The 12,844-nt window shown below is 44.9% G+C and carries 11 protein-coding genes, 4 tRNA genes and 1 pseudogene; 10 read left to right on the plus strand and 6 right to left on the minus strand.

The genetic code is table 11. From position 1 onward, the window contains the following. Positions 1–42 precede the first annotated feature (42 nt). Positions 43–1,281 (minus strand): AI-2E family transporter, encoded by a 1,239-nt coding sequence (locus H5073_RS11405; RefSeq protein WP_182679701.1) that lies wholly within the window; start codon positions 1,279–1,281, stop codon positions 43–45. A gap of 71 nt (positions 1,282–1,352) precedes the next feature. On the opposite strand from H5073_RS11405, the gene folX reads away from it, so the two are divergent. Beyond that, positions 1,353–1,724, plus strand: a complete 372-nt coding sequence (folX, locus tag H5073_RS11410) for a dihydroneopterin triphosphate 2'-epimerase (RefSeq protein WP_182679702.1) — start codon at positions 1,353–1,355, stop codon at positions 1,722–1,724. A gap of 94 nt (positions 1,725–1,818) precedes the next feature. Next, the gene (locus H5073_RS11415) at positions 1,819–2,712 is read left to right on the plus strand and encodes a TIGR01777 family oxidoreductase (protein WP_182679703.1); all 894 of its coding nucleotides are present in this window, start codon (positions 1,819–1,821) and stop codon (positions 2,710–2,712) included. 151 nt (positions 2,713–2,863) lie between these two features. Here the strand turns inward: H5073_RS11415 and H5073_RS18280 are convergent, their stop codons facing one another. Next, positions 2,864–3,031, minus strand: coding sequence for a hypothetical protein (locus tag H5073_RS18280; RefSeq protein WP_220488044.1), 168 nt, complete (start codon positions 3,029–3,031; stop codon positions 2,864–2,866). 204 nt (positions 3,032–3,235) lie between these two features. Beyond that, positions 3,236–3,328: pseudogene (locus tag H5073_RS18610) on the minus strand (DUF3302 domain-containing protein); the annotation flags it as partial. Positions 3,329–3,696: 368 nt separating this feature from the next. Between H5073_RS18610 and H5073_RS11425 the strand changes: the two are divergent. Continuing rightward, positions 3,697–4,425 carry a LysE family translocator gene (locus H5073_RS11425; RefSeq protein WP_182679704.1) on the plus strand — a complete coding sequence of 243 codons (729 nt, stop codon included), beginning with the start codon at positions 3,697–3,699 and terminating at the stop codon, positions 4,423–4,425. A 338-nt stretch (positions 4,426–4,763) separates the two neighbouring features. Here the strand turns inward: H5073_RS11425 and H5073_RS11430 are convergent, their stop codons facing one another. Next, positions 4,764–5,666: a LysR family transcriptional regulator gene (locus H5073_RS11430; RefSeq protein ID WP_182679705.1), complete on the minus strand. Its 903-nt coding sequence runs from the start codon at positions 5,664–5,666 to the stop codon at positions 4,764–4,766. Positions 5,667–5,874: 208 nt separating this feature from the next. On the opposite strand from H5073_RS11430, the gene H5073_RS11435 reads away from it, so the two are divergent. Next, the gene (locus H5073_RS11435; protein ID WP_182679706.1) at positions 5,875–6,387 is read left to right on the plus strand and encodes a lactoylglutathione lyase family protein; all 513 of its coding nucleotides are present in this window, start codon (positions 5,875–5,877) and stop codon (positions 6,385–6,387) included. A gap of 106 nt (positions 6,388–6,493) precedes the next feature. Here the strand turns inward: H5073_RS11435 and H5073_RS11440 are convergent, their stop codons facing one another. Together H5073_RS11440 and H5073_RS11445 are read right to left on the minus strand one after the other, a co-directional pair. Then, positions 6,494–8,977 carry an ABC transporter permease gene (locus tag H5073_RS11440; protein WP_182679707.1) on the minus strand — a complete coding sequence of 828 codons (2,484 nt, stop codon included), beginning with the start codon at positions 8,975–8,977 and terminating at the stop codon, positions 6,494–6,496. After that, positions 8,977–9,771 (minus strand): ABC transporter ATP-binding protein, encoded by a 795-nt coding sequence (locus H5073_RS11445; protein ID WP_259394883.1) that lies wholly within the window; start codon positions 9,769–9,771, stop codon positions 8,977–8,979. The genes H5073_RS11440 and H5073_RS11445 overlap by 1 nt, the downstream gene beginning before the upstream one ends. Positions 9,772–9,820: 49 nt before the next feature. On the opposite strand from H5073_RS11445, the gene H5073_RS11450 reads away from it, so the two are divergent. From H5073_RS11450 to H5073_RS11475, 6 genes are all read left to right on the plus strand, one after another. After that, positions 9,821–10,387 carry an arylesterase gene (locus tag H5073_RS11450; protein ID WP_182679708.1) on the plus strand — a complete coding sequence of 189 codons (567 nt, stop codon included), beginning with the start codon at positions 9,821–9,823 and terminating at the stop codon, positions 10,385–10,387. Positions 10,388–10,811: 424 nt separating this feature from the next. Continuing rightward, on the plus strand, positions 10,812–11,879 hold the full coding sequence (locus H5073_RS11455; RefSeq protein WP_182679709.1) for a DUF3083 family protein: 1,068 nt from the start codon (positions 10,812–10,814) through the stop codon (positions 11,877–11,879). A gap of 454 nt (positions 11,880–12,333) precedes the next feature. After that, positions 12,334–12,410, plus strand: a tRNA-Met gene (locus H5073_RS11460). Positions 12,411–12,496: 86 nt separating this feature from the next. Continuing rightward, positions 12,497–12,573 (plus strand) — tRNA-Met (locus H5073_RS11465). Between the two features lie 43 nt (positions 12,574–12,616). After that, positions 12,617–12,693: transfer RNA gene (locus H5073_RS11470), tRNA-Met, on the plus strand. Positions 12,694–12,761: 68 nt separating this feature from the next. Then, positions 12,762–12,838 (plus strand) — tRNA-Met (locus H5073_RS11475). Positions 12,839–12,844 lie beyond the last annotated feature (6 nt).

Raw genomic sequence — 12,844 nt, forward strand, 5'->3', positions numbered from 1 at the left:
GTATAGGCTATCGTTGTACTTCTTTGATTTACGTCTTTGGCTTTATGGCAGTGATTTTGCTTCAGCGGTTGATGTTGTGGCTTCATCTGCAGTTGCTTTACAGCCTGAGTCTGTCACTTTATCTATCCCTAGCGCTGTGCCTTCATCACCTTTTGCCTCACAAGCTGACTTATCATTTAGTTCAGCATCTAATTCAACACTTAATCCACTGCTAAGCTCGCGGGGTGATTGGGGGTCACTTCCCACATCAAGCTCAGTATCATCGGTCAGTAATATGGCCAGCCAGCTGCCACCTCTGCTGGATTCTAGGCCAATTTTTACAATCATGGTCAACGGTACTGACAACAGCATGCCCACAGAGCCCAACAGCCAGCCCCAAAAGATTAACGACAAAAAGACCACTAAAGTCGAAAGCCCTAAGCCCTTGCCCATAAATTTAGGCTCGACCACATTGCCCATCACCATATTCGTGCCAAGGTAGAGTAATGCCGTGCCGCCTGCGGCTGCTGGGCCTAATTGAATTAATGCTAAAAGTACCGCAGGAATAGCGGCAATAATGGAACCGATATTAGGAATGTAATTAAACAAAAACGCCAATACCGCCCACAACAAGGCGTAATCCACCCCTATGATGCTCAAGCCTATACCCACAATAAATGCGGTGGCAATACTCACTAAGGTTTTAATCACCATGTATTGATTGACCGATTGCAAGAAACGGTCAATCTGCTTTAAGCGCATATCTGGATCATCCATCGCCAGATGGACTTTTTTGGGCAAGGATTGCGCTTCAAACAGCATAAATACGATAGTAAGTATGATAAGAAACAGATTCGCCATCACATTGCCCACGCCCGAGAGCATATTGGTTGTCATCGACAAGGCCATGCCGGGGTCAAAATAATCCAACACTTTTTGCTGTGAAATATGAATATTAAAGCCTTGCAGGCGCTCAATTATCCACGCGAATTGCTCAATCAACTGTTGACGGTACACTGGAACTTGGGTCGAGAACTCATTGACTGAGCGGCCCACTAAGCTAGTCAGCCATAGCCCCATCAAGACAATAAAGGCCATAAGTAATAACACAGCTAGCCACTTGGGTAACCGGCAGCGAGTCATCAAGACAATAGCGGGGTTGCAGATCACGGCTAAAAATGCCGACAATACAAAGGGGACTACTATGGGGCTTGCCGCCTTTATACCCGCTAAAATAATCACCAAACTGGCTAAAATCACCGTGGTTCTCAATGCCATAGATGAGGAAGTTAACTTGTCCATATAGGAAATCCTTTCGAATATTGTTAGGCTAAGAAAAATTTGTCACAAAAAGACGGAATAGCTAAGCGCCTATGAAACCAGAAACCGCCATTATACGCATTAAAAATCTTAGATTACGCACATTTATCGGCATTAAAGATGATGAAATCCAAAATAAACAAGACATCATAGTAAATGTGGTGATCCATTATTGCGCCGAAAAGGCACGCAATAGTGATAATGTGGCTGATGCACTCAATTATCGCACCATTACAAAGAAAATCATTAGCTTAATCGAAGGTAATCGCTTTTCATTATTAGAAAACCTCACTAATCAAACCTTGGCCATTGCCAGCGAGCATCATTGGGTTGAATTTGCCAGTGTCGAAATCGATAAACCCCACGCGCTGCGCTTTGCTGATTCTGTGTCGATGGAGTTGTGCTATCAAAACCACAGTAAATAAACCACAACTACAATAATGGGGCTTTAAGCTAAATTCTGCCTATAGTTATCTGATAAAAAATGATAACTCAATCTCGAGGGGAGTAGCACAAACTATGAATATACTCATCACCGGCGGCAGTGGGTTTATCGGCCAAGCCTTAGTGGCGTCACTTAAAAGTCATCATTTAACCATCTTGACCCGCAACAAGCGTAAAGCAGCTAAAAAGCTCGGTGATGGTCATGATTATATTGAAAGTCTGCAAGGCCTCACTCACCTCAATGGTTTTGATATCGTTATCAATTTAGCCGGTGAGCCCATCATCGCCAAACGCTGGACCGACAAGCAAAAGCATAAGATTTGCCACAGCCGCTGGGATATCACCGCCAGAATTACCGCCCTTATTCAAGACAGCAAAACCCCACCGAGTTGCTTTATCAGTGGCTCTGCCATCGGATTTTACGGTGCCCATGGGGATGAAATGATTGATGAACATACCTCGCCCCACAATGAATTTAGCCATGATATTTGCGCCACTTGGGAGGGCCTTGCCCTTCAGGCACAATCAGATAAAACCCGAGTATGCATTTTAAGAACCGGCATAGTATTAGGCAAAAATGGCGGCGCGCTGAAGAAAATGGCATTGCCCTTTCGCCTTGGTTTAGGCGGCCCCATAGGCGATGGCGAGCAAGGGATGAGCTGGGTGCATTTAGACGATATGATAACCCTTATCCATTTCATGATAACAAATCCCGCTGTTCACGGGATTTTCAATGCCACCAGCCCCACCCCTGTGAGTAATAAAGTGTTTTCAAAAGCCTTAGCTGACACATTTAACCGTCCAGCCAAACTCACCATGCCAACATGGGCGATGAGGATATTGTTAGGGGAAATGGCGTCACTGATGACCCAAGGGCAATTTGTATTGCCAAAGCGCGCCTTAGAAGCAGGATTTAACTTTAAATATACTCAATTGGGATCAGCCCTCAATAATATCTACCCTGATTAGACAAAAAAGCCCATGAACCTAGATCATCAGGGCTCACGGGCTTTGTTAAGTTAGCGCAGCTTTACATTAAAACAACGCTTAGCATGTTTCGCTTTTATCCACTCAAATTAGCGCACGAAATTCGCGCCGTTGAAGCTAGTGTACTTAACAACTAGTGCCCTTCCATAAACACATAATTAAGCCAGCCTTGCATACGCAGTAAGACTTTGCGCATCACCGCCACATGACTAAAATGCTCGGTATAAATGGCGACTTGACCCGACACTCCTGCAGGTAAAGATTGTCTGATGGCATCATCTTCAAGTTCAATTAATACCAAGGCGCGGCCTCGCTGAAACAAACGACTTTAAGACTGTAAATTACCGCTAAACTGCACTTCCCCCTCAGCCATGGCCGGCAACACTGTGGCAACCCGCCCTTTAAACACTTGCCCTGGCATGGCATCAATAATCACCTCAGCCTCATCACCTTCTTTTAAGCGAAGCAATGAATTTTGCCAAAACGCACCGGCAAAATAGCGGGTTTCATCAGGAATATCGTGAATCACGATAATGCCGTAAAAAATCACAATAACGACAAAGAATAATATCCCCAGCGCAAAATAATCTAAAAACATAGTGCCCCCTCATTATTAACTCTCATTTATATGGCAGCATTTATGTCGCAGCACTTATATGATTGCGTTTACATGATTGCATTTATATCAACGAGTATTTCATCATCTCGATAACCTATTCTAACGACAGGCCAAAGAGAGTATAGGTCGATTTTTATCCTTACCATCTTAAATTCGCAATGATTACGCATAAAGTCAGATGAAACTATCTCGATGATTTATATTAAAAAGCATGATGAAGAGTCAGGCTTAACCTAGACTTGTTACAAAGTGCTAAGCCTAAAAATGTGGCCGCTGCAATATTTTACTGGTCTAAGGCCGATAAGCTGAGCAGAATGGTGTTACCCAACACACGTCGAGTGTTTTTCATGGATTTATCTTTACTTTGGACCATAGGCATCATCCACTTAGTTGCGCTAGTAAGCCCAGGACCTGATTTTGCTATTGTGGTAAAACTTGCCAGTCAGCAAAGTAGAAGCGTCGCCCTTGCCTGCGCGGCGGGTATTTCAGTGGCCATATTAGCCCACACTATACTGAGCCTCACAGGCGTAAGTTTACTTATACAAAGCTCCAATTATGCCTATGTATTGATGCAGCTTGTGGGGGCCTCCTACCTTGGTTGGATGGGCATAGGCGCGTTAACTTCGGCGCTAAAAAGCCTTAAAAACAAACCCAATAACCTCACAGCTCCAACATCAGATATGGTTCAAGCATCTGATGCAGCCGTCTTTGACAAGCTAAGCCAAGGGGCAATGCCCTCAGGTCCAGGGCCTCAAATGATGAGCAACCAGCAAGGATTCTTAAAAGGCTTATACACTAACTTACTCAACCCCAAGGCTTTGGTGTTTTTTATGACGCTGTTCTCAGTGCTTATTACCCCAGAGGTCAATCAGAGCACTAAAGCCGCAGCGGCGCTGCTGTTATTCGGTTTGTCATTTAGCTGGTTTGGCTGTCTTGCCATCATGCTGACTAAAGAGCGCGTTAAACAACACCTTATACGGTTAACTCCCGCTATAGATACTGTGGTTGGGTTGCTGTTTACCAGCGTCGCCTTAGCGATTCTCTATCAAGTGTTAAGCACTCAACGGTTTGTTTAACATTAATACCAATCCGCATAAATATGTGCTCATTCAGCGAGTGTTATAAGGGAAGGTAGGCAAGGCGGCCGATGGAAGTCCTATCGGGATAAGTCGACATCGGCCAACACAGCATACCCCCCTTATAAACTCGCCCTGCGGGAGCTTGTCAGCAGTCCGACTACTGCGCCAAATTGTCTCGCCATAGCACCACTATGACGTCACCAATTTTGCTGGTTTTAGAACCGCTGACATAGCTCTGAACTGATCAGATATTTATAAGGATTAGTATCAGCTCTCAAACCAAGCTAATTGATGACATGGTAAACATTTTTCAGTTAAGCGTTAGCGATTCATCTTTAGCGTATTAAGCCTGTTATTAGAGAGATGATTTGTTGATAGCGTAGCGCCAGCGGGCGATGACGTTTTTGAATAAGGTATAAGGATTCACTGGCTGATTGAGCCGATAAGCGCGCTTCTGCCACTATCAATAACCCTTTAAGTGAGCTTGCCTGCTTAACCGCAAATTCGGGTAATACCGCAAAGCCTAACCCTTTGCTTACTGGCATTAAAATCTGACTGAGTTGATTCACGTAACTGAGGCGCTTAATGGTGCTGGCTTTAGGTAACTGCTGAGGAAAATGACAACTCACAAAATGCTGCCAGTAATGCATGCCATCTGGATGGTCTATCATCCCAAGTTCTGCCAATGAATGGTACTCGATAACTTGAGGTAACTGGCTTGCCCAAGCCTCTGGTAACACTAAACAAAGCCGCTGGCTGCCAAGCAGACTTAAGCTCAATTCAGGGTGAGCAAACTCCTGGGTAATAATACCCACATCAATGCTGTTATCCAGCACCCTATCGATAATCCGCTGATTTGGCGCCGCTTCTAATGACATGTTTAGTTGAGGGTGCTGCAATTGATAGTCAATTAAATGCGGGTAGATAAGCATTGCCATCGAGCCTGAGCAGGCCAATTTACACTCGCCGCGATAGGCATCATCTTGATGAAAACTAGCCAACAATTCCACTTGTTGCTGCTGTAATTGCTTGGCATGAGCCAATAAAGCAATACCGGCTTGAGTGAGCTCAAACCCCTTACCAATGCGATTAAGCAATGGCGCGCCCGCTTGTTGTTCAAGCTTTTTGATCTGCTGGCTCACGCCAGACTGAGTCATAAACAGCTGCTCGGCGGTATGGGTAAAGTGACCTAGTTCCACCAACTTGATAAAGGTAGTTAACCACTGCTGATTCAACATGATGACCTCCAAATGGGGTAAATGACTATGGATTACGGATTACGGATTACGGATGATTAGCATAACAGCATAATGATAATTTAAAGTTATCATTATGAGTGATTTTGATAATTTACATTTTAATAAATAGTCTCGTACACTTTATCCATCGACTCAGACTGAAGTAACAGAATGAGTCAGCCTTTCCCCTAACGTTATCGAGGTTATTATGAGTCAGACTTACCCACGTAGCTTTTCCCATATTGGTATTTCGGTACCGGATTTAGAGGCCGCAGTTAAATTTTATACTGAAGTATTAGGTTGGTATTTAATTATGCAGCCAACTGAAATTGTTGAAGAAGACACCCCAATCGGTGAGATGTGTACCGATGTATTTGGCGCAGGTTGGGGATCGTTTCGCATCGCCCACCTATCAACCGGTGACCGCATTGGGGTGGAGTTATTCCAGTTTACTAATCAAGAAAATCCAAAGGATAACTTTGAATATTGGAAGACAGGGATTTTCCACTTCTGCGTTCAAGATCCAAACGTTGAAGAGTTAGCTGAAAAAATTGTTGCCGCGGGCGGTAAAAAGCGCATGAAAGCGCCGCGCTACTACTACCCAGGCGAGAAGCCATACCGCATGATCTACATGGAAGATCCCTTCGGTAATATTTTAGAAATCTATAGCCACAGCTATGAATTGCATTACGCTAGCGGTGCCTATAACAGCAATAAATAGCCAAACTAAAAAACCGTTTGTTAACTTAACAAACGGTTTTTTATGCTGTCATTTCCATCATGCCACTGTAGCTGTAGTACCGACAAGACGAGTGATTAAACCGACGTTAACCCGCTTTTAATAACTCACCGCAGGACTGATTAAGCAGCTGACGACAACGCCACACCCCGAGAAACGCCACAATCAAAGCGCCCATTAATGGGGCTAATCCCCACCAAGGCCAATGCATATATACCACCAGCTCAAACACGTGGGTTTTAAGCATATAGAGTGCAAATTCCGCCACTATGACCGCCAATAGCCCAGCAATAGCACCAAGTAAGGCAAACTCAAGCCCTGTAGCAGAACGCAACAGCCAGCCCGATGCGCCAAAGGTGCGCAATACCGCAAGTTCACGCTGACGCGTTGCCATTCCAGCTTCAGTTTGAGCTATCAGCACTAAAGCGCTGGCGAGCAGCACTAGCGCAAGGACTAAAGATAACGATAAGGATACTTGCTCTATAATTTGCCTTAACTGCCCCACCATAGCGCCCACATCTATGACTGACACGGTTGGGAAGCGTTTGATCAGTTGCAGCACCACTTGATTGGCCGTGAGCGTGCTTCCTGCTTGCTTAAGCTTGTCATTGTCTAGATGAAAACTTGCCATCGAAGTATAAGAGAACTCCGCCAACGCTTTGGGGGTAAAAATCATAAAGAAGTTAGGCTGCAGGGTTTCCCACTGCACTTGCCTAAAGCTTGTAACCTTCACCTTAACCAATTGATTGTCTATGGTGAAGGTCAAGGTGTCGTTAAGGTTAAGGCCTAAGCGCTCGGCAACTTTTGTTTCTACTGAAACCTCATCATCATGCTGATTAAACTGCCCTTCTGTGATGCTGTTATTGGGCGGTAAACTGTCCCTATAAGTGAGGTTAAGCTCCCTTGAAATCCCGACTCTGCCAGACTCACCCTGTTTTTGCTGCTCATCGGAAATCAGCACTTCATCATTAACATGGGTTAAGCGGCCACGGATCACCGGGTAAATATCAGTGGCCGCAATCTGATTAAGGCTCATAAAATCATTCAGCGGTTTAGCATCTTCAGGGGCAATGTTAACCAAAAAATAATTAGGAGCGTTGTCTGGCAGCTGTTTTTGCCACTCATTAAGTAAATCTTGTCGCAGCGCTAATATGGTCAGCAGTAGCACCAAGGCACTGCTAAAGCCCACCAGTTGCACTGCATTTTGCTTCGCCCTGCGCCTAAGCCCAGCTAAAGCCAATTGCAACGGATTGGTGGTTTTCATCCCAACGCTGTGCCCCATACGGATCATCGCAAACCCAAGTAAACTTAACAGTGTGCCAAGCAATAACACTGTAAAAACCACGGTGAGCGTCAAAGGAATACTGCCTGAATAGAGGTAACCCAGTAAGGCCATGGCGGTTAGGCTCAGCAGTAAATGCAGCCACATGCCCAGTTGTAACCCTTCAAGCTGACGCTGCAATACCCTAAGGGGGGGAATGGCCAGCAAGCGCATTAATGGATAGGCCGAAAACATAAATGCACTGATAAGCCCAGTGCTAACGCCAAGCAATATTGGGCGGCTATAGGGCGGTGAATAAGCGGCGATTTCAGCGGGTAAAAAGGCCGTTAAGCCTAAGTCCAGCAACAAGCCCCCCACTAGACCTAAGACAATTCCAAGCGCTGTGACTAATAACAAATGGATACCAAACAGACTGCGAATTTGCTTAGCCGATGCGCCAAAAGTTTTTAGCATTGCCACCACATCATAATGCCTTTGACAATAACGCTGAGCGGCAATCCCGATGGCCGCGCAAGCTAGCGCTATGCCTAACAAACTGGCCAGTAATAAAAAACGCTCGGCTTTTTTTACCGCTGAGGCAATGGGCGAATCACCCGACTGCACATCAACCCAGCGCTGGCTGCTATTGAGTAAAGGTTTAGCTTGTGTTTCAAATTGCTTAAGTGCTGTAGGCGTGCCGGTAAATTGATACAAATAGCTTACTCGACTGCCCGGTTGAATGATCCCTGTGGCCTCAACATCGGCAAGGCGAATAAGTAACACCGGCGCGGATGCAAAAGGGTTAAAGCCGCCATCGGGGAGCCGGCTGATCTCACCGCTCAGTGTAAGCTCACTATTACCCAGCTCCACGGACGTGGGATTATCGAGTAGCGCGCCAAGGCGGTTTTCAAACCAGGCTTCACCAGAGAGTGGCAAGGCCTTGGTTTCGCCGCTTGCAAGCTCAATAACGCCTTTTAACGGGTAAGCAGGACCCACGGCTTTTATGGTCACTAATTGAAATTTATCTCCGGCATACACCATGGAGTTAAATTGCATATTGGTCACATGGGCCAAGCCCAGCTCATCGGCAATACCCAGTAATTGATTATCGAGTGCTACGGGAGAGTCAATTATTCTATCAGCGGCAATAAAGGTCGCCGCTTCGCCATTAATGGCCACTTGTAAGCGCTCGCTCACCCGCGCAAGGCCAGTAACTGACAGCACTGCCAAAGTGATGGCCAGTACAATAAGCAATAATTGCCCTTGCGTTAACTCACGTTTGAAAAATCGCCATGCTAGCTGAAGTGCCATTAGCACACCTCTTCACGGCTATCGACGGGACTATCAAAGGCGCTATCAACGGAGCTAGGGGTAGGGTTATTCGTCATTTCGGGGCTTAAAGCTTCCGTCAACACGCCATTATCCATCAAAAATTGTCGCTGGCAGCGCTTCGCTAAGGCTAAATCGTGGGTCACTAGCACTAAGGTGGTGTCGCTTTCTTGATTAAGTTCAAACAACATATCGGCAATTTTATCGCCATTGGCCTTGTCTAAATTGCCTGTGGGTTCGTCGGCAAACAACACTTTAGGCTCACAAATAAAGGCCCGCGCGATGGCAACCCTTTGCTGCTCGCCGCCAGAAAGCTGCTTAGGCAAATGGCTTAATCTATGGGAAAGCCCCACTCTGTCTAGCATGCTCTGGGCTTTTTGTTTGGCATCAATGACGCCAGCAAGTTCGGCGGGTAGCATCACATTTTCAAGTGCTGTTAAGGTATCAACCAACATAAATGATTGAAAAATAAAGCTAACCTTTTGTTTGCGTAGTGCTGCTTTTTGCTCTTCATCAAGTTTAGATAATGCCACGCCATCGAGTAAGATTTCGCCGCTGCTGGGCGTATCTAACGCTGCAAGTAACCCCAACAGAGTGGATTTACCCGAACCAGATGGCCCTAAAATAGCCACACTATCACCTTGCTTGACATCCATTGAAATGCCGTTGAGGATAGTGAGCTCCCCTTCTTGGGTCACCACAGTTTTATTGAGGTCAGTGACGGAAATGGCATTAGTATTTAACGTAGTAGCAGTAGTAACAGTATTAATCGACATAGGTTCCTGGCTCTCTTCTTGGCTTAAACGCCTGCTTAATGCAGCGTTGATGCTGATTATCTTATGTTCGCCCAGCTATGCTGCCACGATTTTAGTCTTAGGTGATAGCTTAAGTGCAGGGTACGGCATTGATGAACATCAAGGTTGGGTGCAATTATTACAACAAGACTTAAGCCAGCATACCCTAATTAACGGCTCTGTCAGCGGTGAAACCACTGCAGGCGCCCTACGTAGACTCCCAAATTTACTGGCCTCCAGCAAAATTGACTTAGTGCTGATTGAGCTGGGGGGTAATGATGGACTCAGAGGGTTTCCGCCCGAAAAGCTGAAATCAAATCTTACAAAAATCGTTGAGCTTGCCCAAAGTAACAATGCCAAAGTCTTATTGACAGAGATTATGGTACCGCCTAATTATGGTCCACGATACAGCAATGCTTTTAACCAAGTTTATCATCAAATTGCAAAAGACTATTCCATCACGCTAGCGCCGTTCTTTATGCAACAAATAGCAACCAATAAAGAATTCATGCAACGAGATGGCATACACCCCAATGCCAAGGCTCAAGCCACCATCAGTCAATGGATGAAGCCATGGATTGAAACGGCGTTAAAATAGGCACGAGAAAGAGTGAGCTAGATAGCAATTTGAAATGTCAGTCATTTTATTCAAACGAATTTCGATTAAGATACTCGTATACAAGAAAGTGCTTAACTAAGTGCTTAGCTTAAGCTAACCACTGATTTTAAGTGTCTAACCCATTTACTTGAAATCAGTTCTTTAAATGAGCTTTATCCCTAAGCGGGTTGATATTCTAAGCTTAAGGCGCTATCACTATAGCGCGGTTACAGTCGCTCAGTTAAAGTTACTGCCAAGATACTTATCACAACACGCGGTTAAATCCACCTGTTGTATAAGATGTCTAGACCCATAGTCTCAGGCAGAATATCTGGTATAAAAAGACACACTAATGATAGCCATCTATCAAAAAAGCCAATAACAAAAATATTCACAAGACTCGTAGGAATCATAAGGAAATACCATGTCAGTTAGTCGTCAAAAGAAAGTTTATTTACCCACAACTGCACGTAAAAACCAGTACATCACAGTAGGTTTTCCACTGAGTGAGGCCATTTTAGCCGCGTATCCAGACGCGGCAAGCTGCTACCAAGCCTTGAGCCAAATAATTTTTAAGCTTGCAGATCAACACGATTTAATGAATGTGCATGTCATCGCCAACGATAAACTACCTGTTATTCGCTATCACAGTGAAAGTTATTGCTTCCCTTCCGCTGAGCAGCTACGTATTTTTTACAACCCTGCCTACCATGAAGCACGCCAACTGCACACTACACCTGATTTTATCGCCCGTAAGTTTAGGGTCGCATTTTTAGCAACCGGTGCTGACATCCGTGTTAACTCTGCTGCATTCCACGCTAAAGTGCAGCAATTTGTTGAGCAGCTAAAACCATTGTTGCCAGTAACGGATGTGCCTATTAAGGTGCGAGATCATCAGCATTTGTCCTATGACTTTTTTGCCAAAGCCAAAGGCAACAAAGAAACCTATGGTTATAAACTAAGGGCTATCGACAGCCGCTACCATGCAAGAGAGTGTGATCTGCCAGAAAATCACAGCGCCCTTTGCTATGTCACCATCAGCATGCCAATCAATCGCCAAATTTTATCTCAGTTCAAGCAACCTCAAGATGCTGACTACGGCAATTTATACCAGTCAATTAGCCAAGCATTCATCGATGCTGCGCACTCCAAGCAGCTAAACCGAATCGCCATGGTCGCCAACGGCTTAACCCCCCTAGTGCGCAACAGTAAGTATGAAAAATTACAGACGACTGCAGAATCTCAAATGATAGGTTTTGATCCTAATGCTCAAGCACCAGCACCTATCACCCACTGGGATAGTAACAAACTCGTTGATTCAGTAAGATTTGCCATCGTTGCCAGCAAAAGTGATGTCACAGATGAGGGCTACGGCCGCTTTATGAATCAAGTTGAAGAAGCCCTGCAAAGCTTCACCAGCAAGCTTGATTTAGACAGAGAGCGAGTGGACATGACGCTACGCTTCCACCAACACATTAGTTACAACAAGTAGATAAACTAAGTCGCTAAACTAACAGTCGCGAGTCAGCTAAATCGCATTCAAGAGCCAATCCGCTAAGGATTGGCTCTTTTTATTGTCGAAACTATCATTATTGAAGCGAGGTAATACTAATGAACATCATGAAGAAGAGAATAATGCGATGATTATGTAATTTAAATTCAACGAACCTAGCACTTTAGATTTACGTTCGATGAAATTTGCTGAAAGCAATCTAGTTATCTTCTTAAATTGAGGCCAACGGAGCAGAGCAAAATCTTTCAAACAATCTCTAGCAACTATGATTACAGCACTGATTTACCTCAACATGCTAAGTTTATAACATTAGAACACCGTTTTTTAGCCAATACGACTACTAAACCAGCAGCTGAAACTTAGTTACCATTTATTGCTTGCAAAGTTCCAGTGACATGGTTATAGTCTGCCCCGCTTTGAGAGACAAGACGGACGCGGGATGGAGCAGTATGGTAGCTCGTCGGGCTCATAACCCGAAGGTCGTTGGTTCAAATCCAGCTCCCGCAACCAATTTTGTCTATGTACATCAAAGCGTTGTAAGTAAGTGTTAAATGATAGTCGATAAATGTGCAAACATTGCATCAGTAAATTTCGGACGCGGGATGGAGCAGTATGGTAGCTCGTCGGGCTCATAACCCGAAGGTCGTTGGTTCAAATCCAGCTCCCGCAACCAAATTTAGTTAATATGATTTACCCTGTTACAGATTTAATTCGGACGCGGGATGGAGCAGTATGGTAGCTCGTCGGGCTCATAACCCGAAGGTCGTTGGTTCAAATCCAGCTCCCGCAACCAATTAAATAAAAACAAATATGTTTTTAAAACATAGTAAAAGCAATATCTAGTACAGCGTTTAATTCGGACGCGGGATGGAGCAGTATGGTAGCTCGTCGGGCTCATAACCCGAAGGTCGTTGGTTCAAATCCAGCTCCCGCAACCAATTAAC

The organism is Shewanella sp. SR44-3 (assembly GCF_014163735.1).
Classification (GTDB): Bacteria; Pseudomonadota; Gammaproteobacteria; order Enterobacterales; family Shewanellaceae; genus Shewanella.